The sequence below is a fragment of the Halomonas sp. MES3-P3E genome (assembly GCF_002836035.1).
GTDB classification, from domain to species: domain Bacteria; phylum Pseudomonadota; class Gammaproteobacteria; order Pseudomonadales; family Halomonadaceae; genus Vreelandella; species Vreelandella arctica.
The window spans coordinates 38083-60828 of record NZ_PJBT01000014.1 but is presented as its reverse complement, the minus strand read 5'-3'; the positions used below and the strand labels follow the sequence as shown (position 1 = coordinate 60828).

Sequence of the window (22746 nt, the reverse complement as noted above, 5' to 3'; positions counted from 1 at the left end):
CCGGCCCATGCGGTACGGCGGTATCGAATGTCAGGTTCAGAGCCCCTAATTTATACCACCTAATCCTCCGGCTTTAGCTCTTCCTGCTTGGGTGGAGTGCCTACCTTAATTTCGCTCAGATCCTCATGGGAAAGGCCGCGGTACAGGGCGAACATCATGATAAACACCAGAATAAACATCGGCAGGCCGACGACGGTGATCACCTCCTGCAGTGCGGTCAGCCCGGCATCGCCTGCCAGCACGATAAGCATGGCGGCCAGCATGCCTTCGGAGACGCCCCAGAAAACGCGCTGATGCCAGGGTCCTGGGTCTGCGCTGCCGGTACACAGCATATCGACGACCAGGGAGGCGGAGTCCGATGAGGTGGCGAAGAAGATGGCGACGATTACCACCGCCAAGCCTTGAATTAAGGTCGCGGCGGGGAAGTTATCGAAAAACGCAAACATGGCGAGCGGGATGCTTTCGGCTACGGCGGCGGATAAAGTACCGGCTTGATCACCTAGAGCTGCCCGCGCCACGGGCCCGATGCCGTCAATCTCCATCGCCGACCAGCCGAAGATCGCGAACCAGATCAGCGTAAAAATTGAGGGGGCGAACAACACGCCGAGCACGAACTCGCGGATAGTCCGACCGCGGGAAATCCGCGCTACGAATATACCGATAAACGGCGACCAAGTGACGGTCCAGGCCCAGTAGAACACCGTCCAACTGCCTTGCCATCCCCAGGCGCCGCCTTCGCTGGAGTAGCGTGCCAGCGTGTCATTCCAAAACGCCATGGGCAGTAGATTCGTTATATAGAGGCCAAAGGTTTCGACAACGGCACGTAACAGGAAAACGGTTGAGCCGGTAAACAGCACAAACAGCAACAGGCCAACGGCCATCCCGATATTGATATTAGAGAGCCGCTTCACCCCTGAATCCAACCCCGCGATGATCGACCCCACGGCAACGGTGGTCAGGACGGCGATGATCACCACCTTGGGCAGCACCGCGTCTGGAACACCAAACAGTTCCGTAAGCCCCGCATTGATCTGCTGGGTGCCCAGGCCGACAGACACCGCCACGCCAAACAACGTGCCGAGCACGGCAAAGATATCCAGGGTTTTGCCGATAGGGCCGTGAATACGTTCGCCCAGCAGTGGAAAGAAGACCGAGCTGAAACGCATCGGCAGGTTGTAACGGTAGATAAAGTACGCGAACGCCAACCCCGGCATGGCGAAGATTGCCCAGGTATGCAGGCCCAAATGGTAGATCGAAAAGCTCATGGCATCATCGGCGGCGGCCACCGAGAAGGGCTCGACACCCGGCCGTGGCGGCGTTGCGAAGTGGGATATCGGCTCGGCCACGCCCCAGAACATCAGCACCGTGCCGATACCGCCAGCGAACAGCATGGCGAACCAGGAGGCGTTGGTATAGGCCGGTTTCGCATCATTGCCACCTAAGCGTATTGCCCCGAAACGGCTTATTGCCACCCACAGTAGAAACGCCACCCAGCTTGTGACCCCAAAAATAAAAAACCAGCCAAGGTTAGTAACGATCCATTGCCGCCCCGCGCCGAAGGCTTCCCCTATAGGGCCTGGCGCAATCAACAGCGCCAAAAGGAAAAGAATCATGATCCCAGCCGATGTGAAAAAAATAGTGGGATCCGTCTTGAGGCCCAGCTTTCGCGCAAGTGCATCCATCGTTACGTCTCCCTGAGTCTTTACAGCCAGTTTTTATAACCCGTTTTACAACCGTCCTTAAAACAACGTAGGAGTTGTCGGTCGATTACGCCAAGCTGGGCGAAGTAGAGTACCTCTTCTCCATAGGCTGCTGTTCGGGATAGAAGGTGTTTGGCAGCATGCTTCATCCGCGCTGATCAAAGCACTCAAGAGAAGTGATATCGGCCGGCTTCAGAAAGTCACTAGCGTGTGCCCAACTGGTGCTGAGCGGGCCATCTCAGTTACTCTACACTTGGTGTTTGCGTTTCATGAATGAAGGATAGCCGTATCAATGTTGGGATTCCTGCAGGGATTTTCCTATGGCCTGTTTATGACCTGCCTGCCCTGGCTATTGGTCGGCCTTTTCAACCCTGGTCTGGCGCTTCCGGTGCTGGCTCCCAGCCGTCTGCAGGTCATCTTCCGCTATTGTTTGCTGGTTCCTTTTATCAGCATGCTGATGTGGCTGACCTCTCTATGGGGCGGTTTCAGCCCCAGCCTTTTTGGCTGGCTGGTGGGTATTGTCGCTATTCCTGTGGCGCTGCCAGTCGAGCGAACACTGCGCGGCTGGCTGGCCCGACGCCGCGAGCGCCGCCAGGAAGCTCAACGAGTGGCCGCGGTACGTAAGCGCCGTGCCCAAGAGGAGCGCAAGGCCTATGAGGCTGGCGTGTCAGTACTCGACCCTGGTCGGCCGCCAGAGGGGGCCGATGATCTTGTACTCGCCATGTGCCGGGCCAAGCAGAGCCTGCTCGACGTGCATCGCCCCGATCTCGCCATTCAGGCGGATCGCCTCTATAGCCGCTATCGGCATGTGATGGACGTGCTGAGCGGCCGATTCCACACAGGCGAGTTGGCTTTCGAGCGCTCGCGTGGCCTGGTCACGCAGGTGTGTCTCGGCGCGGTGGATACGCTGATATCTATGGCGTCCCAGGCGCGAGGGGTGGTTAGCGTAGACGGTAATTACGTGCGCAGCCGCCTGGCCCAAGAGGGCAAACAGTTGGGCGAGGAGGAGCGCGCCGCCCTGGTGCGGCGCCTGGATCTACTGGTAGAGACCGAGCATCGGCTGAATAAACTTACCGCCCGTATTGAATCGGCCCTGACCGTGCTCGACGATACTGCTGTTTCCATGGCGCGTATCGAAACAGCGCGCCCACAGGCGTCGGTTACCACCGAGAAGGCACTGGAGGATCTACGCCGCTTCGTCGAAGGCGCGGATCGTTATACGCGCAAGGATTAATTAATCCAGCTGACGGTGCTGCTGTGCCGTAAGTTCTGGGTAAATGGTTCTGGGTAAATGGTTCTGTGTTAATGGTTCAGTGCCAATGGTGCCATGCGGTCTTCACAACGGTTTCTTTCAATTACTCAGGAGATGTTTATGGCTCAGCAACCCGATGACAAGCGTCGCCTCTCCCTGCCGCCGGTGGCCGAGATTGCCAGTCAGCTGGGGGCTAACCAGGAAGATTCGGTCGACCCCGATGAGCGTGCCATCGACCCTGAGCTTGAGGCGATGGCTGGCCGCTTTGTCGAGGATATCCTCGCCGAGAATGACGAGGCATCTATCGCTCGCCAGCGCCGTGCTGTAGACGAGATGGGGCTTGAGTTGCAGCAGCAGGCCGCGCATCGCAGTGCCATGCTGCAAACACCGCTGCGTCAGTTGGCTCATCAGGGCGATGAAGGTGGTCCAGTCGCTAAGGCGCTGGTTGATCTGCGCGAGCGCATGGAAGGCCTCGATCCCGCTCGCCATCGCCTAGCGCCGAGCGCGCTGGATCGTGTTATGGCGCTCATTCCTGGCGTTGACAGCCGCCTGCAACGCTACTTTCAGAAGTTCGAAAATGCTCAACAGGCGCTAGACGCGATTATCGAGGAGTTGAAAGGCGGTCGCGATATGCTACATCGTGACAACGTTACCCTGAGCGATGACCAGCAGGCTTTAAATAAAATCCTTGCTGAGTTGAACCGCCAAATTGCGCTGGGCCGTTTGATTGATAGCCGCCTGCAGGACGAGATCGCCGCTCGCGATGCCGATGATCCGCGGCGTCACTTCCTTGAGGAGGAGCTGCTCTTTCCCCTGCGCCAGCGTATTGTCGACCTCCAACAGCAACTGGCAGTGAGTCAGCAGGGCGTGCTGGCGCTAGAAGTCATCATCCGCAATAACCGGGAATTGATGCGTGGCGTAGACAGAGCCATTAACGTCACTGTTTCAGCCCTTACCGTGGCGGTGACCGTCGCCATGGCGATGGCCAATCAGCGCCTGGTGCTGGACCGCATCGAAGCCCTTAACACCACCACCTCACAGATGATTGGCGGAACCGCCAAGGCACTGCGCCAGCAAGGGGTCGATATCCAGAAGCGAGCATCCGGAGCGATGCTTGATATGCAAGTGCTTGAGGAAGCTTTCAGCGAGGTGATGGGCGCGATTGATGATCTCTCAAGCTATCGACAGGAGGCTTTGCCGCGGCTGGATGAACAAATCGACCGCCTGGCGACCTTGGCGAAGCAGGGAAACGCCTCCATCGAGCGCCTCCGCGAGGGGAACGAATCACAGTAAGTTGGTAGCGATAAGCGTAAACGTGGCGCCGAAAATAACAAACGCCAATAGGGCGAGTAACCCGTCGTGGACCACCAGTGAAAGCCCTAGTGCCAGCAACGCCAGCCCGGCAGCCGAAGAAGAAAAGGGCACCAGTTCCATGATCGGCATACACAGACCGACGATGACACACAGCACGGCAATGCCATAGCTGCCCCCTCTATGTACTAGGAACGTTAATCGTGGTTTAAGAACGCGGTCTATGCCCCGCGCTGGCTTGTTGAGCCAGTCGAGCGCTTTCTGCAGTTTGTTATGCTCAACTGAGCGGTCGAGAATGAAATGGGGCAACCAAAATTTTTTCCGACCGATCAGCATCTGTACGGCTACCAGCAATACGAACAACCCCATGAAGAACGACATGCCAGGTACACCACTGAGCGGCGAAAATAGCGTGATGCCAATCAGCATCAACAGCGGCCCAAAAGAACGGCTGCCAATCGATTCGACGACCATCTCGATTGAGACGCGATCGTTATGACGTGACAACTCGCCTACTCGATCAAGCAGTTGTTCGAGGTTTTGCAACGGCTGGTTCATCGATGGCTACCATAAGAGATCAATTGTGGGCGGACTAGGCATGGGCTTGAATATGCCGCTCATGAGAGAGTTCACTGACAAAGAGTAGGCAGGGCGAATCCAAATTACCAAGAGAGTGACGTGGGGTTATCATTGACCACAAGCGGTTCTGCGTAGAGCAGCTAGTAATGCTTACTCACATCGCAGACATCTCCTATTTGCCTGATAATTACCTATCCAGAACAATCAGCCGGGGCGACCGTGCGATAGCTTGCCACGGCTTCTTCCATTGCTTGTTGTAATGCCGTAATGCGCGACTCATGAGCGGGATGCGTAGAAAGAAATTCAGGAGGCTGACCGCCACCAGCCGCCGCCATGTTGCGCCACAGTGCCACGCTTTCTTGTGGGTTGAACCCTGCTTGCGCCATGATCGCCAGCCCCATCAGGTCGGCTTCTTCCTCGTGGGCGCGGCTGAACGGCAGGGTGATGCCGAGCTGGGCGCCGAGGCCCAATGCCTGCATTAACTGCTGCTGTCCCATGTCTCCCTCGCCTAACAATCCTACTACTAGCATCCCGGCCTTAATGCCAAGCTGCTGAGTAAGGCGTTCATTGCCATGGTCAGCCAGCACATGACCAACTTCATGGCCGATCACCGCCGCCAGTTGGTCAGGCGTCTCGGCGACTTGGAGTAGGCCGGTATGCACGCCGATGCGTCCGCCTGGTAGGGCGAAAGCGTTGGGAGAATCATCTTCAAAAACGACAACTTCCCAGGACTCCGGTAACTCGTCAGCCGGGTAAATGGCCTCGGTGGCGGCTATTATTTCCTGAGCCACGCACGCTACCTGGCGGTTAGCGGCTGCGTCACGTGGCACTGGCTGGGCACGGCGTAGTTGGTCGAAGGTATCCTCGCCCATCTGTGTCATTAAATTTTCTGGTACCAATGTCAGTTGGGAGCGCCCGGTAGGCGTTTCATCGCAGCCGGACAGCAGTACCAGGGGGAGCAGGAATAATAGGCACAACAGGAGTCGTGGGCGCATCGCATCTCTCATCAATAAATCAAGCGAGTATACCGGCCTTAGCCAAGAGGAGAACCAAACCTCAATGCTGAAAGAGCTAGTGTGGGTAAAAAAAGGGCGCCCTATCAGCAACGATTGCAGATAGGGCGCCCATAATGAAACCTGTTGTTTTGAAGCTTTTTAGACGTAGAAATCCAGATCTTCCTGCGCTTTCAATAGATCGCGCATTTTGATGGGGTCGTCTCCAAAGAAGAAGAGCAGGCCCCAGTGTGTCCCGAAGGCTGAGCGGTCAGGAACGGTTTCTTCTGCGGGCGCGACCAGTTCGTGGGACTCGAAATAGGGATGCTCAATCGTTTCTTTGGGCATTTCCAGCTTGCTGACCACCCGGCGGCGTGGGTACACACCAAAGCAACCAGCGTAGCCTTTCGCATCGACCACTTCACGGGGGAAGAACGCTGCCACTTCCTCTTTTGTGCTTTTCGGATCAAACACGAGCATCGATGCTTGATAGGCGTTAAACCCGTAGGCTTTTTCAATCAGCTCGAAAGCTTTGAAGCCGGGTGGGCGGTAGGCAACCTCGCCAAAGTACATCTCACCATCAGCTGTGACGAAGTACTCGGGGTGAATCAAGCCAAACTGAATGTCGAACGTTTTGATCAGCAGTTCGATCTGTTTAGTGATCGCGGTGCGCCAGCTCTCGAGTTCCGCCGTCGCGGGTACGAATACCGAATAGCCCAACGTTACGTATTCTGAAATATTCAGGAACTGGATTTTGCCATCGTGTATCCAGGCCTCAACGGCGAACTCCCAGCCATCCAGATGGCTTTCCATTAGCAGGGGGTATTCTTCGTCCGGAATGTTGTCGATCTCTTCGATCTTGCGAATCATTCGGTGACCGAGGCAACCGGCTTTGTCGAATGCCTTGACGTGAATCGGGTCATCCGGGTCGCCATCAAGCTTAAGCAGCGTTTGGTTGACGCGCTTCATGAAGCGAACGATGTCTTCTTTCTCATGCGCCTCTTCGAAAATGCCGACGCGAATACCGCCAAGCTGGGCACGACGCTTCATTAACGCCTTGTCACGGAACAGAATGGACTGGCCGAACATACGAGGACTGTCGAGAAGAACCGAGTTGATCGCACCGGACCATTCAACGGTTTCTTCAAACAGTGGGATGGCGATATCGACGCCTTCTTCTTTTAGCTTTTCGGCGATTTCCATGGAGCGGTCGTTTAGCCGGATAAAGTCCCACGGAAGAAAAGGAATGTTGTTCGCGGTGCAGAAATCCGCGGCCCATTCAGGAGCAACAACGATATATCGACGGTCAAATTTCTGCGCAGCCTTGATCGCGTTGACACTCCAGCCAAGCAAGGCGATATAGCCTTTATTGGGGTCTTTGGGAGTCTCGGTGCCTTTGACCGAGTCCATTTGCGGATCACGCCAAGACGCTACTGCTTCGGGTAATTGCTTTTCTGATGTAATCGACATTCGATGTCCTCCTTGCTGGTTGACCCAAACTGACTGTGCTGAGATTGGAGCGCACCAAGTGAGCTGAGCCACAGTCAGAAGTGTTCAGGAGCGATTGAATCAGCCAGCATTAGAAAAGTTATTAGCGCACCCGTTGTAACTAACCTAGTCGATATGGTTACAAATGGCAATTAAACTGTAGAGTTATTGTTGAATAACTGTAGAACTTTTTCTTCTGCTTGGGAGTTGATTATTTTTACAAACGCACATAAGTAAGATCAGTGAATGCTCATGAAACATCAGCATGAAATAGCAGTAGCTAGGTCATTATTGAGTATGCTGTTAGGTATTAATGTTTAATTAATCTAGCAAAAGCGACTTATCTATTGCGACAAACTCATTGGCTTCATTAATTAAAGAAGCTGCAGTAAGCTGAGGGACGCCATACACTTCAACTTTTGTACCGTACTTAACGCGTATTTTTTTGACTAAAAGATCAAAGTCTCCATCGCCGGATACGAGCACAATAACGTCCGCCTGCTCCGCATACTCCATGGCATCTAGCGCAATACCTACATCCCAATCACCCTTCGCAGAACCATCTGAGCGTTGAATAAAAGGCTTCAACTTTACGTTAAAACCAATAGCTCTGAGTATAGTTTGGAATTCCCTTTGCTTTTGGTCGCCTCTGTCGATGGCGTAGCAAAAAGCTTGCACCACTTCTCTATTGGCGGTTGCTTGTGCCCAAAATTTATTATAATCAAAGTTCTTGCCGTAGGCTTGGCGTGAGGTGTAGTAGACATTTTGAATATCAACAAATATCGCCACTTTTTTTATAGACATTAAGCTTTTTCTCATTAGTTGTCGGTATTTGTGTGATTAGTTACCTATTGAGTAAATAACACGAACGTTTAGTCTGCTCTTCTTTCATCGCTGTCATCGGCAATCGTTGGCGCAGTGCCTGCTGCGGAATATAGTGATTGTACAGTCAGTGGGCACACTATGCTGGAGGGTATGCACAACCTAGGCGCCCCCGGGACTGGTCGGCAGTATTCTGATGAATCAGGATGGTTGGGCCGTAGCTTTGCTGACATAACCTTGATCCTTACTCAAAGTCAGCGCAACGATAACGGCGCTTCCTTCTTGAAACAGATTGTCACTGACCATTGGTTTTGGGAACGACCTCTAGCGTTTCATTTGCGACAAAAACTTAGATCTACGCGATAGTTTTGTCGCTATCCGCCCTGTTCGTGCCAATATACGACCAAAGAGCAATGCCGTCCCTGCACGTGTGAAAGTCTAACGCAGTAAAGGGCAACTAAAAGGCGCCAGCGACACCTACGCTAACAAGAAAAAATATAATGCTCTAAAGGTGACGGAGGGTAAAACGATGACTTCAAATCAAGCAACAAACCCGGCAGTAAATCCCAAACGTGTCGGCGAACCGCAGACCCTTGGCTTTCTACTGTTAGATAACTTCACACTGATTTCCCTGGCGTCGGCAATAGAGCCCTTGCGGATGGCCAATCAACTGGCTGGCAGTGAACTGTATCGCTGGTACACCCTGACACAAGATGGTTTGCCGGTGCGTGCCAGCGATGGGGTGCAGGTGACGCCTGATGCCTCCATGCACGCGCCGCTGTCATTGGAGTGGGTGGTCGTTTGCGGCGGAGTAGGCCCGCAGCACAGCGTTACCCGTGAGCATGTGCGCTGGCTTCAGTCGCAATCGCGTAAGCTAAGGCGGTTAGGCTCGGTCTGTACGGGCAGTTGGGCATTGGGCCAGGCGGGGTTGCTTGATCATTATGAAGCCAGTATCCATTGGGAGTGTTTGGCTTCCATGCAGGAAGCGTTCCCGAACGTTATCCTGACGACCTATCTCTTCTCTATCGACCGGGATCGATTCACCGCTTCGGGCGGCACCGCGCCGCTCGATATGATGCTCAACCTGATTACGCATGACCATGGCCGTGAGCTTTCGGCAGGCATTTCTGAAATGTTTATCTACGAGCGCGTGCGTAACGAACATGATCAGCAACGTGTTCCTCTTAAGCACGTGCTGGGTACTACTCAGCCCAAGCTGTTGGAAATCGTTGCCTTGATGGAATCCAACCTGGAAGAACCCATCGAGCTCGATGAACTGGCAAGCTATGTGAATGTGTCGCGCCGTCAGTTAGAGCGATTATTCCAACGCTACCTGCTTTGCTCACCGTCTCGCTATTATCTCAAGCTGCGGCTGGTGCGTGCGCGGCAATTGCTCAAGCAAACGCCGCTGTCGATCATCGAGATTGCGTCTGTTTGCGGTTTCGTTTCCACGCCCCATTTTTCCAAGTGCTACCGCGAATACTTTGGTGTACCGCCGAGGAATGAGCGCCTGGGTAGCCACGACAGGCAGGGAAATAGCAGCAAATCGCCGCCTTTTATAAAGCGCTGGGGAGAAGAGCCGACGGCCAACGAGCCGTCCTCGTGCGCTCGCCAGGCTCTGGCAAACGCCCAAGGCGAGCCCACCTTTGCCAGCGTGCGGCTATTAAGCTGATACCCACGGCGTCATCACTAATTTGAAACGTGCTTGAAACGTGCTGCTCGGTGACGGGCAGCACGTTTTTTATGGCGCGGGTAGCTGTCGTGTTTACGACACAATGACGCTTTTGGAATTTCCGCCGTCGTTTCCAAGCGCCGTCTAAGCCAACGTCAGCGCTATGCTCGCTGCATTAACCAATGTTGGAGCTTAGCCATGACCCCCTCTGAACTGCACGACGATGCTATCGTCATCGATGGTCTGATCATCGCCAAATGGAACCGTGAGCTGCTTGAAGATATGCGGCGCGGCGGCCTTACTGCCGCCAACTGCACCGTTTCGGTGTGGGAAGGGTTTCAGGCCACGGTCGATAACATTGTCGCCTCCAATCAATTGATGGCGGAGTGTAGCGATCTGGTGCGCCCTGTACGCACGACCGCTGATATCACGCGCGCGAAAGAAGAGGGCAAGACCGGCATCATCTTCGGCTTCCAGAATGCCCACGCCTTTGAGGATCAAATCGGCTATGTCGAGATATTCAAGCAGCTGGGCGTGGGCATCGTGCAGATGTGCTACAACACTCAGAATCTGGTGGGTACCGGCTGCTACGAGCGCGACGGCGGCCTCTCCGGTTTTGGCCGCGAAATCGTGGCTGAGATGAACCGTGTTGGCATGATGTGCGATCTCTCTCATGTCGGCGCCAAAACCTCTGAGGAAGTCATCCTCGAGTCCAAAAAGCCGGTCTGCTACTCCCACTGCCTGCCCTCCGGTCTTAAAGAGCATCCGCGCAATAAATCTGATCAAGAGCTCAAGTTCATTGCCGACCATGGCGGCTTTGTTGGCGTCACTATGTTCGCCCCGTTCCTTAAAAAGGGCATTGACTCAACCATCGAAGACTACTGCGAAGCTATTGAGTACGTCATGAACATCGTGGGTGAAGACGCCATCGGGATTGGTACTGATTTCACCCAAGGGCATGGCCAAGAGTTTTTCGAGTGGTTGACCCATGACAAGGGCTACGCCCGTCGCCTCACTGACTTTGGCAAGATCATCAATCCCAAAGGAATCCGCACCATTGGCGAGTTCCCCAATCTCACCGAGGCACTCCTCAAGCGTGGCTTAAGTGAGACCCAGGTGCGCAAAATAATGGGAGAGAACTGGGTGCGCGTACTCAAGGATGTGTGGGGCGCCTGACTCAGCGCAGGCGGCTGTCTCCGAAGTGAGGGGCGCCGGGAGCCCCGTCGATAACCTGACATAACAAAGATTTTGAGGAATACCACCGTGACCAAACTGGCCCCCGCACTGCCCATCGAAGTGGATAGCGAAACCGGCGTCTGGACGAGCGACGCCCTACCCATGCTGTATGTGCCGCGACACTTCTTTATCAACAACCATGTGGCCGTCGAAGAGGCGCTGGGTGCCGAGAAGTACGCTGAGATCCTCTATCACGCAGGCTACAAAAGCGCCTGGCACTGGTGCGAAAAAGAGGCCGAACTACACGGCATTAGCGGGGAGGCCGTCTTTGAACACTATATGCTGCGCCTCTCTCAGCGCGGTTGGGGGCTTTTCATTACTGAACAGATTGACCTTGAGTCAGGCACCGCTCAGGTACGCCTCGAACATAGCGCCTTCGTTTATCAGATGGGCAAGGTGGGACGTAAAGTGGAGTACATGTTCACCGGCTGGTTCGCCGGCGCCATGGACCAGAACCTCGCCGCGCGCGGCAGCGACCTGCGTACCGTCGCCGAGCAGACCCAAAGCGCGGCCGAGCCTGGCTGCGACGTTGGCATCTTCGTCGTTAAGCCGCTGACTGATGCCGCCCGCTAACCCGGCTACGAGGAGAGAACATCATGGCATTTGACGCAATCTTCGAGCCGATCGAGATCGGCAAGCTGACTATCCGCAACCGCGTAGTAAGTACCGCGCACGCCGAGGTGCATGCCACCGACGGCGGCATGACGACGGAACGCTACGTCAGGTACTACGAAGAGAAGGCCAAGGGCGGCTGCGGTCTTTGTATCTGCGGTGGCTCATCAGTGGTATCCATCGATAGCCCCCAGGGCTGGTGGAGTTCGGTGAATCTTTCCACCGACCGCATCATTCCTCACTTTCAGAACCTAGCCGATGCCGTGCACAAGCATGGCGGCAAGATCATGATCCAGATCACCCACATGGGGCGTCGTTCCCGTTGGGACGGTTTTGACTGGTCGACGCTGCTATCGCCCTCCGGTATCCGCGAGCCGGTGCACCGGTCTACCTGCAAGACTATCGAGGAAGAGGATATCTGGCGGATCATCGGCGACTTTGCGCAGGCAGCGCGCCGGGCAAAGGAAGGCGGGCTCGACGGCGTTGAGCTTTCCGCGGTACACCAGCATCTGATCGATCAGTTCTGGAGCCCGCGGGTTAATAAACGCGAGGACGAGTGGGGCGGCAGCTTCGAGAACCGTATGCGCTTCGGCATGGAAGTGCTCAAGGCGGTGCGTGCCGAAGTGGGGGATGACTTCTGCGTCGGCATGCGTATCTGCGGCGACGAGTTCCATCCGGACGGTCTCTCCCACGACGACATGAAACAGATCGCCGCCTACTACGATGCAACAGGCATGGTGGATTTCTTCGGCGTCATCGGCTCTGGCTGCGACACTCACAACACCCTCGCCAACGTTATCCCCAATATGTCCTACCCGCCGGAGCCTTTCCTACACCTGGCGGCGGGGATCAAGGAAGTGGTGAACGTCCCGGTGATCCACGCCCAGAACATTAAAGACCCCAATCAGGCCCAGCGCATCCTCAAAGGCGGCTACGTAGACCTGGTGGGCATGACCCGGGCACATATTGCCGACCCTCACCTGATCGCCAAGATCAAGATGGGCCAGATCGATCAGATCAAGCAGTGCGTGGGCGCTAACTACTGCATCGACCGCCAGTACCAGGGCCTTGATGTGCTGTGTATCCAAAACGCCGCCACGTCCCGGGAGTACATGGGTCTGCCCCACATCATTGAGAAAACCGAGGGCGCCAAGCGCAAAATCGTCGTGGTGGGCGGTGGCCCCGGCGGCATGGAGGCGGCGCGCGTCGCCGCTGAACGCGGTCACGATGTCACTCTGTTTGAGGCCTCTGACGCCTTGGGCGGGCAGATCACGATTGCCGCCCAGGCACCTCAGCGTGACCAGATCGCCGGTATCACTCGCTGGTTCCAGCTGGAGCTGGCGCGTCTTAAAGTCGACCTGCGACTGGGCACCCGCGCCGATGAGGCGACGCTGCTCGACCTGCGTCCGGATATCGTCGTGCTAGCCACCGGCGGCCAGCCCTTCCTTAGCCAGCACCCAGAGTGGGGCTATTCGGAGAATGCCGAAGAGAGCTTGGTAGTCAGCACTTGGGATATTCTCTCAGGCAAAGTGGCGCCAGGTAAAAACGTGCTGATTTATGACGCCATCTGTGAGTTCTCCGGCGTCTCTGCAGCAGATTTTCTCGCCGACAAAGGCGCCAAGGTGGAAATCGTCACCGACGATATCAAACCCGGTGCGGCGGTGGGTGGCACCACCTTCCCCACCTATTACCGCAGCCTCTACGAGAAAGAGGTGATCATGACCTCCGATCTGATGCTGCATAAGGTTTACCGCGAGGGCGACGGCTTGGTGGCGGTGCTTGAAAATGAGTACACCGGTGCCCTGGAAGAGCGTGTGGTCGATCAGGTGGTCGTTGAGAACGGCGTGCGCCCCGATGAGGCGCTCTACTACGCCCTCAAAGAGCAGTCCCGCAACAAAGGGCAGGTGGATCTGGAAGCGCTTTACGCTATTCAGCCGCAACCCTGCCTGGTTGATGAGAGCGGCGAAGAGGGGGAGGGCTTCCTGCTGTTCCGCCTGGGCGACTGCACGGCACCGCGTAACACCCATGCGGCCATCTACGACGCCCTGCGAATCTGCAAAGACTTTTGACGGCTAAGGAGGGAGGCACCATGCTCGAAACGCTCTTGCCGATATTAATCTTCACCGCCCTGGCCCTGGCGGCGATCGGCGCCGTGCGCCGTATCCGCCTGTGGCGTCAGGGTCGCCCCTCGCCGGTCAATCTTTTCAAGGGGCTGGCGGCTCTGCCGCGCCGTTACCTGGTGGATCTTCACCATGTGATAGGGCGTGACAAAATGATCTCCAACACCCACGTGGCTACCGCCGGTGGCTTCGTAGCTGCCGCCGTGCTGATGATTCTGGTACACGGCCTGGGTATCGCCAACCCATTGCTAGGCGGATTGCTGCTACTGGCCAGCGCTTCGATGTTCGTCGGTAGCCTGTTTGTCGCTCGCCGACGCATTAACCCACCAAAGCGGCTCTCCAAGGGGCCCTGGATGCGCCTGCCCAAGAGTTTGATGGCGTTTTCGATAGGCGTCTTCCTGATCACGCTGCCCACAGTAGGTTTGCTGCCCGAAGGTTTACTTGAAGGTGGCGGTAGTTGGTTGCTGGCGCTGGTATTAGCGGGCGTCGTAGCCTGGGGGCTGGGTGAAATGTTTTTCGGCATGACTTGGGGCGGCCCCATGAAGCATGCCTTCGCCGGCGCCCTGCATCTGGCCTTCCACCGACGCGCCGAGCGCTTCTCCACGAAAAAAGGGGGCGTCGGCCGCTCAACAGGTCTCAAGGCGTTGAATCTGGAGGATGAAGCGGCGCCTCTGGGCGTGGAAAAGCCCGCCGACTTTACCTGGAACCAACTGCTGGGCTTCGACGCCTGCGTACAGTGCGGCCGCTGCGAGGCAGTATGCCCGGCATTTGCCGCCGGTCAGCAGCTCAACCCCAAGAAGCTGATTCAGGACATGGTAGTAGGCATGGCGGGGGGCAGCGATGCCGCCTATGCTGGCTCCCCCTACCCTGGTAAGCCAGTAGGAGAACACCAAGGCGCTCCCCAGGCGCCGATTGTGGCGCCTGTTGTGATGAAAGAGGGGAAAGCCCTGGTCGACGCCGATACCCTATGGTCGTGTACGACCTGCCGTGCCTGTGTCGAAGAGTGCCCGATGATGATCGAGCATGTGGATGCGATTGTCGATATGCGCCGCCACCTGACGCTTGAGCGCGGTAAAACGCCCAATAAAGGCGCCGAGGTGCTCGATAACCTGATCGCCACCGACAATCCCGGCGGTTTCGATCCTGGCTCGCGGCTCAACTGGGCGGCGGATCTTAACCTGCCGCTCATGGCCGATCTCAAACAGGTCGACGTGCTGCTATGGCTGGGTGATGGCGCCTTCGATATGCGCAACCAGCGAACCCTGCGCGCCCTGGTCAAAGTGTTGCGCGCCGCCGAGGTAGATTTCGCGGTGTTGGGTACTGAGGAACGCGATAGCGGCGACGTGGCCCGGCGACTGGGCGATGAGGCGACGTTTCAATTCCTGGCGAAACGCAATATTGCCACTCTGGCTCAGTATCGCTTCCTGCAGATTGTTACCTGCGACCCCCACAGCTTTCATGTGCTGGGCAATGAGTATGGCGAACTGGGTGGTGTTTATGATGTGCGCCACCACAGCACCTTTATCGCCGAGCTGTTTGATGCCGGTCGGTTGACCTTTGCCCCTTGGAAAGGCGGTCGTGTTACCTATCACGACCCGTGTTACCTGGGGCGCTATAACGGTGAGTACGAGGCACCTCGCAACGTGCTTAAGGCACTGGGCATCGAGGTCAAGGAGATGGAACGCTCCGGTTTCCGCTCGCGCTGCTGCGGCGGCGGTGGCGGGGCACCGATTACCGATATTCCCGGTGAGCGGCGGATTCCCGATATGCGCATGAACGACGTCAAAGAGAGTGGTGCCGAGGTGGTTGCAGTGGGCTGCCCGCAGTGCACCGCCATGCTGGAAGGCGTGGTGGATGCCAGCGCTGAAGTACGCGATATCGCGGAATTGGTGGCCGATGCCCTGGTCGAGTCTCCCGCCGCCGATACGTCCCGACGGCCTACTGCAACGACGATGGCTGAAGAGGTGATCGTATGAGTAAGATTATTCGCCGCGATCCGCGTCGTGAGTGGATCGCCCGTAACCGTCTGCATCCAGATCACGCCAGTGTGCTTGCCGTCCTTGGTGTAAACAGGGGCGGCGCAGCAGTCAGTGAATGGCTGGGCCCCCACGGCGTGGTGCGCAAGAACCCCCATGCCATCGGCTTTATCGGCCCCAATGGCGTCAAACGGATTGATCGTAGTGGCCTCCAGCAAGGCGGGCAGGCCACCGCGACCACCACGGCGGCGCGCGATAGCCGCCGCACGGTGACCATTGATCAACCCACTTTTCTGGTGGCCGTGGTGCCTGACCTGACCGGCGGGCGCCTCTCTAGTCATGACAAAGATCTGCTGGGGCTGGCCCGGCGTGTGGCGGATGCCGACGCCGACCAGCCCGGCGCCGTGGTGGCGATTCTGTTTGGTGAGCATAAGGGCGAGGGGGACGGCGAGCTTAAGGAGCAGGCGCTGGGGGACGCCGGGATTGATCGCGTCGTGCATCTTAATGATGAGTTTTACGCGGGGTTTGCGCCCGAGGTGCGTCTGGCGGCCTTGAGCGCTGTGGAGCGGGAGATGACGCCGCGCTTCTGGCTGTTGCCGGACTCACCCCTGGGCGGAGCCGATCTGGGGCGGCGGCTTGCCTTACGCCTGGGTGAACGCGCTGCCACGGGGGTGTGGCAGGTGGAGGCTGATAATGAGGCCTCTTTGGGTTGGCGCTGCACGGCCCGTGGCGCCGCTGGGAGCCTGGATATCCAGCGTCCTCTGCCGCGGGTGGCGCTGGCGCTGGCCGAGTGCGCCGAACCGGTGGACGAGACCCGGCATGCGGCCGAGCACCTGACCCTGGCAACGTCAATTACCTCCATCTTGTCGCGGATAGAAGACCTTGGGCAGGTGGCGGTGGACCCCGCTGGCGTGGCGCTGGCTGAGGCTGAGTTCATCCTCTCCGGTGGCAACGGCGTCAAGCAGTGGGACGCCTTCCATCATGCTGCGAAAGTCCTCGGCGCGACCGAAGGGGCCTCGCGTGTCGCGGTGGACGACGGTTTTATGGCTCGCGACCGGCAGGTAGGGGCGACCGGCACCTGGGTAACCGCGCGGGTATATATGGCGGTGGGTATTTCAGGCGCTATCCAGCACCTCCAGGGCATTCAGCGCTGCGACAAGGTGGTGGCAATCAATCTCGATCCGGGGTGTGACATCATCAAGCGCGCTGATCTGGCGGTGATTGGCGACAGCACGCAAATTCTGGCCGCGTTAGTGGCCATGGTGGAACAGCAGCGGGGAGGGCAGCGCGATGCAGCCTGATCTACAGCAACAGCAACAGCAACAAAAAAAGCAACAGGGAATCGACGTGGCGGTGCTGGTCTCCATCGGTCGTCACCCTACCACTGGTCGCGCCAGGCGCGCCGAACAGGATGCCCGAGGCCTGGAGCTTGCGCTGGCCATGGAGACCGAGCTGCCGGGCACCCGGATCAGCGTGCTGCATGCGGGTGCCCAGGACGATAGCAGCGAAGCAGCTCTGCGCGGCTACTTAGGTATGGCCACAGGCGTCGGCATGGGGCTTGAAACCATGACGCTGCTCGAGCAGCCCGAGGGCAGCGATGCCATTCCTGCTCTGGCGGCATACCTGGCCGCAACCTCTCCTCAGCTAGTGATCACCGGCGCCCGTGCAGAGCGCGGTGAAGGCTCTGGGCTTTTGCCCTATGCATTGGCAGAACATCTCGGCTGGCCATTGGTTAATAGTTTGGCGTCGGTAGAAAAAGTGGAAAATGGCGTGGTAACGATGCTCCAGGCGTTGCCACGGGGGCAGCGTCGACGTCTCAAAGTGCGCCTGCCCGCTATCATCAGCGTGGATGAAGCGGGGCCAGCGGCGCGTCAAAGTGCCTTCGGCCCGGCTCGCCGAGCCACTTTTACGATCATGCCCACTAGCCCTGAAGCCGACAGCGAGTTGGCTCAGTGGCACCTGGCCCTCGCACGTAAACGGCCTAAGCGTCTAAAAATCGTCAAAGCCGCGTCGGCTAGGGATCGCTTCAAGGCGGCGGCCTCCAAAGCCGAGGGAAAAGGCGGGCAAGTGCTCACCGATGTGACCCCCGAACAGGGCGCCGAGGCGATCTACAAGCTGCTCAAGGAAGAGGATGTGCTGCGTTAAAGCTTTTTGCTCTTCAGGCTTTTAACCACCGTTCAAGCCCGCCACAAAGGGTGGGCTTGAACGGTGGTCCACGTCTTTTTTATTGTCGATTGGCCAGCAAGGTCTGAATAAACAAGAAAACAACCGCCCGCCGAGTAGACGGACGGTTGCAAGGGGATTAACTAGCGGTTTTTGGTACTGCGTTGAGCTCCCCCCACTCCTTGTGAAGCCCTTTGTAAAGGCTGAAACACATCACCAGAAGCACCACGGTAAAAGGGAGCCCTGTGGCCACCGCGCCCGCCTGTAGCGCGCTTAGGGCGGTGCTTCCCCCCCCGTACAGCAACACACCGGCAATCACGCCTTCCAGTGTGGCCCAGAAAACCCGCTGACTCTTGGGGGCATCGGTCTTGCCGCCGGCGGTGATATTGTCGATAACCAGCGAGCCGGAGTCCGATGAGGTAATGAAGAACACCAGCACCAGAATAATCGCGAGTGTCGAGGTGATGCTGGTCAGGGGGAGCTGTTCCAGCATGTGGAACATGGCAAGTGAAACATCGCTAATGCCGTTGGCCAGTTCGCCCACGCCGTTAGCAGCCTGGTAAAGCGCCGTACCACCAAAGGCACTCATCCATACCAGCGTGACCAGTGTGGGCACCAACAGCACCGCGATCAGAAACTCACGCACCGTGCGGCCTCGGGATACGCGGGCGATAAACATGCCGACAAACGGAGACCAGGAAATCCACCATGCCCAGTAGAAGATGGTCCAGCCGTGATACCAGGTGTCGTCATCACGTCCAACCCAGTTCGACAGCGGCAGAAGGTGGCTCACATAGTCCATCGCCGTGGTGCCAATGCCGGTCAGGATCATTAGGGTAGGTCCTGCTACAACCACAAACACGAGCAGCACCGCCGCGATAATCATGTTGATGTTTGAGAACAGCTTGACGCCGCCGTCGATACCCCGCCATACCGAGATCAGCGCGATCACCGTGACCACCACGATAATCGCCAACTGCGTGCCGATGGTATTAGGAATGTCGAACAAATAGGCGAGGCCGCTAGCTGCTTGGGTAGCGCCAAAACCAAGCGAGGTAGCCAAGCCAAAGATAGTAGCCAGCACGGCAAGGATATCGATGATATGGCCTGCCCAGCCACGGGTTCGTTCGCCCAGAATTGGGTAGAAGGCGGAGCGAAGTGTCAGCGGCAAACCCTTGTTATAGGAGAAGAAGGCCAGTGAGAGTGCTACTACCCCATAAATGGCCCAGGGGTGGAGGCCCCAATGGAACATGGTGGCACCCATGGCGGCGCTGGCGCCTTCCGGCGTGCCCGCTGGAACATTCAAAGGCGTTCCGTACCAATCGGTGTAGTAGGCCACCGGCTCGGCCACGCTCCAGAACATCAAACCGATTCCCATACCTGCCGCAAACAGCATGGCGAACCAGGAGGTGCGCGTGTATTCCGGTTTTGCATCCTTGCCACCCAGACGAATCCGCCCTAGCGGCAAGCAGATCAGTACGAGGCAGAACACCACAAACACATTGCCTGCAATCATGAACAACCAGTCGAAGTGTTCAATCGACCAGTTTTTGGCAAGCCCCAGGTGCGTATTAGCCGCATCCGGGTAGACCAATGCGTAAAGAATAAACAGCAAAATAGCGAGAGCGGAGAGTGGAAAGACGGGGTTATGAAAATCCAACCCCATTATCTGGGTATTGTCCTGTCCAGGCGACAGAACTGGGTCGTCATTGTTCTTCATTGGGGTTCCTTGGTTGGCTCTTGTTAGGCGTCGGCATTGCGTGATATCGCCGACGCTAGGAAGTGTTGAGCCTGTTTCAAAGCAACAGTATCGTGAAAGCGACCTCCAGCTATTCATCTTGACTAGGATGTCTTGAATAGATATGTGAGTGCCTTTTTGGGGTAAGTCCTAAGACGCGGAGGGGCTAGGGTGGGAAAGCGCCATCAACCATGACAAACACAACAATAATCACAGGAGCCAGCCATGAATGCAGCCAACCGCGGAGTGATCTATAAGGGGCCGGGTGAAGTCGCCGTTGAGTCCATCGCTTATCCTGAGCTCGCCCTCGGCAATCGCAAATGTGAGCACGGCGTGATTCTCAAGGTAGTTACCACCAATATTTGTGGCAGCGACCAGCACATGGTGCGTGGCCGTACCACCGCCCCGTCGGGCCTGGTACTCGGCCACGAGATCACCGGCATGGTTGTCGAGTGCGGCCGCGACGTTGAGTACATCCGTCCGGGCGATCTAGTCTCGGTGCCGTTCAATATTGCCTGTGGTCGTTGCCGCAACTGCAAGGAAGGCCGCACCGGTATCTGCCTCAACGTTAATCCAGCCCGTCCTGGTGCCGCCTACGGCTATGTGGATATGGGCGGCTGGGTCGGCGGCCAGACCGAATACGTGATGGTTCCTTACGCTGACTTTAACCTGCTGAAATTCCCAGATGCCGATCAGGCCATGGAGAAGATCAAGGATCTGACGTTGCTCTCTGATATTTTCCCCACCGGCTTTCACGGTTGCGTGACTGCCGGTGTGGGGCCCGGTAGCACCGTCTATATCGCTGGTGCTGGGCCCGTCGGGCTGGCGGCAGCGGTTTCCGCTCAGCTGCTGGGTGCGGCCTGTGTGATCGTCGGCGATATGATCGAAGAGCGTCTGGCTCAGGCTCGCAGCTTTGGTTGTGAGACTATCGACTTGACCCAGGACGGCGACATGGCGGATAAGATCGAGGTGATTCTCGGCGAGCGTGAGGTTGATGCCTTTGTCGACTGCGTCGGCTTCGAGGCTCACGCCTGTGGCTGCAACCACGGTAAAGAAGCGCCCGCCACCGTGCTCAACTCGGCGATGACGTTAACCCGTGCGGGTGGCCAGATCGGCATCCCGGGCCTCTACGTGACCGAAGACCCTGGCGCGGCTGACGACGCCGCCAAACAGGGCGCCCTGAGCATGCGCTTTGGTCTTGGTTGGGCCAAATCCCACAGTTTCCATACGGGGCAGTGCCCGGTGATGAAGTACCATCGCCCATTGATGCAGGCTATTCTGTTCGGCAAGGTCAATATTGCTGATGCGGTGAATGTCCAGATGATCACCCTGGACCAGGCGCCCCAAGGCTATGCTGACTTCGATGGCGGTGCCGCCAAGAAATTTGTCATTGACCCCCATGGCAGTGTGCCTGCCTGAGGCACTGCCTAAAAGCGTCTGCCCTGCTCAACGGCGGGATAGGGCGAGATAAGTGCGGGAAAGATAATGCGACCCTAGGGCCTGTTGACGTTTTGAGGGATAGCATTGGCAGGATAGGGGCAAACTCACAGAATACAGGTTCCGACACCAACAAACTGCGAGCTTGCCATGCCCCGACTGATGCTCACAGATGAACACTGGTCGAAGCTAAAACCTATCCTGCTTCAACAACGTATCTATGACAAGGCTGACCTACGGATGACGGTAGAGGGCATACTTTACCGAATCCGTACCGGCTGCCAGTGGCGTGATTTACCCGACGACTTTGGGCACTGGAATACGGTCTATAAGCGCTTTAACGCTTGGTCGGCCGCGGGCAAATTGATGACTATTTTTAATCGGTTAGTGGAAGACCCAGATACGGAATGGCTCTTCATTGATGGCTCCTATATCAAGGCGCATCAAGACTGAACAGGGGCTGCCACAGAGGAAGTAGAAGCCATTGGCAAAAGCCGTGCGGGCAACACAAGCAAGATACACCTAGCCGTTGACGCTTATGGACTACCGATTGCTTTCAGGATCACCGGAGGTGACGTATACGACGGCACTGAGGCACAGGCGCTGATTGATGAGTTGCCAATAGGTGGGGCATTAGTGGCTGACAAGGGGTATGACAGTGAGCGTATCCGTGAGTAGGTCGACGCCAAGGGGATGGACTCGGTGATCCCACTCAAGCGCAACTCAAAGACAGGAAATAGCAGTTTAGACAGAGGGTTATATCGCTATCGCCATCTTGTAGAGAATGCCTTTGCTCTGTTGAAGCCGTATCGCGCCATAGCGACGCGTTACGACAAGCTCAAGCGAAACTACGAAAGCATGGTGGCCTTAGCTTGTGGTTTTTTATGGCTGCCCATGTGAAACGTCAACAGACCCTAGACGGCGCCCCGCGGGGTACCGTCTTCGTTTCACCCCTATAAAGCCGATCAAGATAATAACGAGTGCCCAATGACCGTCCAGACCGTGACCCCCAAGCGACCCTTCCGTGGCAAGCCCCGTGGCCGTGAACTTGATCCCATCCGCCTTGAAGTGACGCGGCTAATTAATGGTGGCACGGCCTTGAAGATCGTGAAGCACAGACGAGTCGCTATTTAGCCGCGGCAGAGGCTGGAGAGTTCACGCCAGCGTCTGTAAGCGAGCCTAACATCAACAATGTAGCTACTCGCCAAAGCACCTTGGGGGCTATGCCCCTGTAAGCACAGACCACCTGGGGGCAATGGGGTTATCTGCTACCAGGACTCCAGCTCTAGGAGTAGCCTCACCGCAGCCTGTCAGCATTCCTCCGCTGCGTGTCCCGCCAGTCAACGAAGCGCCTACCGTTAGCGTGCCGTTGTCGCAAGGAGGAAAGCGCGAAAACCAACGAGCAGATTCTGGTCAACGCCACGAGGACGTATCACGGGATGTCTCGGATCGGCGTATTGCCCATATCATCACCGGTGCCTACAGCGGTATGTCGTGAACAGGAGAGTGGTCGTATAGCAGGATCGGGATAGCCTCAAACGGTTTCTGAAGTGGTTTCTCTACTGGTTTCTGTCGCGGTTTTCGGAAACCGCTTTAAGAGCGTAGGGGAAACCACTGTTAAGGCCCCGGCAATGCCTTTGTATTTCGT

At 56.9% G+C, this 22746-nt stretch carries 18 protein-coding genes and 1 pseudogene; 13 read left to right on the top strand and 6 right to left on the bottom strand.

Annotated features, from left to right (window positions below):
- Positions 1–59: 59 nt before the first annotated feature.
- Positions 60–1682, bottom strand: coding sequence for a BCCT family transporter (locus CXF87_RS04135; protein WP_101145603.1), 1623 nt, complete (start codon positions 1680–1682; stop codon positions 60–62).
- A 310-nt stretch (positions 1683–1992) separates the two neighbouring features.
- On the opposite strand from CXF87_RS04135, the gene CXF87_RS04130 reads away from it, so the two are divergent.
- Both CXF87_RS04130 and CXF87_RS04125 read left to right on the top strand, forming a co-directional pair.
- Positions 1993–2934, top strand: a complete 942-nt coding sequence (locus CXF87_RS04130; protein ID WP_101145601.1) for a cobyrinic acid a,c-diamide synthase — start codon at positions 1993–1995, stop codon at positions 2932–2934.
- 138 nt (positions 2935–3072) lie between these two features.
- Positions 3073–4245 carry a toxic anion resistance protein gene (locus CXF87_RS04125; RefSeq protein ID WP_101145600.1) on the top strand — a complete coding sequence of 391 codons (1173 nt, stop codon included), beginning with the start codon at positions 3073–3075 and terminating at the stop codon, positions 4243–4245.
- Here CXF87_RS04125 and CXF87_RS04120 read toward each other — a convergent pair.
- The 4 genes from CXF87_RS04120 to CXF87_RS04105 all read right to left on the bottom strand — a co-directional run bounded on the left by CXF87_RS04120 (position 4237) and on the right by CXF87_RS04105 (position 8120).
- Positions 4237–4821, bottom strand: a complete 585-nt coding sequence (locus tag CXF87_RS04120; protein ID WP_101145598.1) for an exopolysaccharide biosynthesis protein — start codon at positions 4819–4821, stop codon at positions 4237–4239. The genes CXF87_RS04125 and CXF87_RS04120 overlap by 9 nt on opposite strands.
- Positions 4822–5033: 212 nt before the next feature.
- On the bottom strand, positions 5034–5837 hold the full coding sequence (locus tag CXF87_RS04115) for a M48 family metallopeptidase (RefSeq protein ID WP_101145597.1): 804 nt from the start codon (positions 5835–5837) through the stop codon (positions 5034–5036).
- 159 nt (positions 5838–5996) lie between these two features.
- Positions 5997–7304, bottom strand: a complete 1308-nt coding sequence (locus tag CXF87_RS04110) for an ATP-grasp domain-containing protein (protein ID WP_101145595.1) — start codon at positions 7302–7304, stop codon at positions 5997–5999.
- Positions 7305–7643: 339 nt separating this feature from the next.
- A complete protein-coding gene (locus CXF87_RS04105) occupies positions 7644–8120 on the bottom strand; it encodes a LabA-like NYN domain-containing protein (protein ID WP_101145621.1) in 477 nt (158 codons plus the stop codon).
- Between the two features lie 553 nt (positions 8121–8673).
- Here CXF87_RS04105 and CXF87_RS04100 point away from each other — a divergent pair.
- From CXF87_RS04100 to etfB, 7 genes are all read left to right on the top strand, one after another.
- Positions 8674–9816: a GlxA family transcriptional regulator gene (locus tag CXF87_RS04100; RefSeq protein ID WP_101145594.1), complete on the top strand. Its 1143-nt coding sequence runs from the start codon at positions 8674–8676 to the stop codon at positions 9814–9816.
- Positions 9817–10014: 198 nt separating this feature from the next.
- Complete coding sequence (locus tag CXF87_RS04095) at positions 10015–10992, top strand: dipeptidase (RefSeq protein ID WP_101145592.1); 978 nt, start codon at positions 10015–10017, stop codon at positions 10990–10992.
- Between the two features lie 87 nt (positions 10993–11079).
- Positions 11080–11625 carry a DUF5943 domain-containing protein gene (locus CXF87_RS04090; RefSeq protein WP_101145591.1) on the top strand — a complete coding sequence of 182 codons (546 nt, stop codon included), beginning with the start codon at positions 11080–11082 and terminating at the stop codon, positions 11623–11625.
- Positions 11626–11648: 23 nt separating this feature from the next.
- The gene (gene dgcA, locus CXF87_RS04085) at positions 11649–13733 is read left to right on the top strand and encodes a dimethylglycine demethylation protein DgcA (protein ID WP_101145590.1); all 2085 of its coding nucleotides are present in this window, start codon (positions 11649–11651) and stop codon (positions 13731–13733) included.
- 20 nt (positions 13734–13753) lie between these two features.
- Entirely contained in the window at positions 13754–15760 is a 2007-nt protein-coding gene (locus tag CXF87_RS04080) for a (Fe-S)-binding protein (RefSeq protein WP_101145588.1), read from the top strand.
- A complete protein-coding gene (etfA, locus tag CXF87_RS04075) occupies positions 15757–17061 on the top strand; it encodes an electron transfer flavoprotein subunit alpha (RefSeq protein WP_101145587.1) in 1305 nt (434 codons plus the stop codon). Before CXF87_RS04080 ends, etfA begins: the two co-directional genes overlap by 4 nt.
- A complete protein-coding gene (gene etfB / locus CXF87_RS04070; protein WP_101145586.1) occupies positions 17051–17905 on the top strand; it encodes an electron transfer flavoprotein subunit beta in 855 nt (284 codons plus the stop codon). Before etfA ends, etfB begins: the two co-directional genes overlap by 11 nt.
- 157 nt (positions 17906–18062) lie before the next feature.
- Here etfB and CXF87_RS04065 read toward each other — a convergent pair whose 3' ends face one another.
- A complete protein-coding gene (locus tag CXF87_RS04065; protein ID WP_101145584.1) occupies positions 18063–19643 on the bottom strand; it encodes a BCCT family transporter in 1581 nt (526 codons plus the stop codon).
- 243 nt (positions 19644–19886) lie between these two features.
- Between CXF87_RS04065 and fdhA the strand changes: the two genes are divergently transcribed.
- The 4 genes and pseudogenes from fdhA (at position 19887) to CXF87_RS21535 (ending at position 22596) form a co-directional block, all read left to right on the top strand.
- The gene (gene fdhA / locus CXF87_RS04060) at positions 19887–21080 is read left to right on the top strand and encodes a formaldehyde dehydrogenase, glutathione-independent (RefSeq protein ID WP_101145583.1); all 1194 of its coding nucleotides are present in this window, start codon (positions 19887–19889) and stop codon (positions 21078–21080) included.
- A gap of 168 nt (positions 21081–21248) precedes the next feature.
- Positions 21249–21998, top strand: a pseudogene (locus tag CXF87_RS04055) (IS5 family transposase).
- 87 nt (positions 21999–22085) lie between these two features.
- Complete coding sequence (locus CXF87_RS21540) at positions 22086–22232, top strand: hypothetical protein (protein ID WP_157826470.1); 147 nt, start codon at positions 22086–22088, stop codon at positions 22230–22232.
- A gap of 121 nt (positions 22233–22353) precedes the next feature.
- The gene (locus CXF87_RS21535) at positions 22354–22596 is read left to right on the top strand and encodes a hypothetical protein (protein WP_157826469.1); all 243 of its coding nucleotides are present in this window, start codon (positions 22354–22356) and stop codon (positions 22594–22596) included.
- The last annotated feature ends 150 nt before the right edge of the window (positions 22597–22746 follow it).

What these genes read in the sequence shown, in the direction of transcription:
- CXF87_RS04135 (WP_101145603.1), bottom strand. Translation starts at nt 1,682, where the DNA reads ATGGATGCACTTGCGCGAAAGCTGGGCCTCAAGACGGATCCCACTATT.
- CXF87_RS04130 (WP_101145601.1), top strand. Translation starts at nt 1,993, where the DNA reads ATGTTGGGATTCCTGCAGGGATTTTCCTATGGCCTGTTTATGACCTGC.
- CXF87_RS04125 (WP_101145600.1), top strand. Translation starts at nt 3,073, where the DNA reads ATGGCTCAGCAACCCGATGACAAGCGTCGCCTCTCCCTGCCGCCGGTG.
- CXF87_RS04120 (WP_101145598.1), bottom strand. Translation starts at nt 4,821, where the DNA reads ATGAACCAGCCGTTGCAAAACCTCGAACAACTGCTTGATCGAGTAGGC.
- CXF87_RS04115 (WP_101145597.1), bottom strand. Translation starts at nt 5,837, where the DNA reads ATGCGCCCACGACTCCTGTTGTGCCTATTATTCCTGCTCCCCCTGGTA.
- CXF87_RS04110 (WP_101145595.1), bottom strand. Translation starts at nt 7,304, where the DNA reads ATGTCGATTACATCAGAAAAGCAATTACCCGAAGCAGTAGCGTCTTGG.
- CXF87_RS04100 (WP_101145594.1), top strand. Translation starts at nt 8,674, where the DNA reads ATGACTTCAAATCAAGCAACAAACCCGGCAGTAAATCCCAAACGTGTC.
- CXF87_RS04095 (WP_101145592.1), top strand. Translation starts at nt 10,015, where the DNA reads ATGACCCCCTCTGAACTGCACGACGATGCTATCGTCATCGATGGTCTG.
- dgcA (WP_101145590.1), top strand. Translation starts at nt 11,649, where the DNA reads ATGGCATTTGACGCAATCTTCGAGCCGATCGAGATCGGCAAGCTGACT.
- CXF87_RS04080 (WP_101145588.1), top strand. Translation starts at nt 13,754, where the DNA reads ATGCTCGAAACGCTCTTGCCGATATTAATCTTCACCGCCCTGGCCCTG.
- etfA (WP_101145587.1), top strand. Translation starts at nt 15,757, where the DNA reads ATGAGTAAGATTATTCGCCGCGATCCGCGTCGTGAGTGGATCGCCCGT.
- etfB (WP_101145586.1), top strand. Translation starts at nt 17,051, where the DNA reads ATGCAGCCTGATCTACAGCAACAGCAACAGCAACAAAAAAAGCAACAG.
- CXF87_RS04065 (WP_101145584.1), bottom strand. Translation starts at nt 19,643, where the DNA reads ATGAAGAACAATGACGACCCAGTTCTGTCGCCTGGACAGGACAATACC.
- fdhA (WP_101145583.1), top strand. Translation starts at nt 19,887, where the DNA reads ATGAATGCAGCCAACCGCGGAGTGATCTATAAGGGGCCGGGTGAAGTC.
- CXF87_RS21540 (WP_157826470.1), top strand. Translation starts at nt 22,086, where the DNA reads ATGACCGTCCAGACCGTGACCCCCAAGCGACCCTTCCGTGGCAAGCCC.
- CXF87_RS21535 (WP_157826469.1), top strand. Translation starts at nt 22,354, where the DNA reads ATGGGGTTATCTGCTACCAGGACTCCAGCTCTAGGAGTAGCCTCACCG.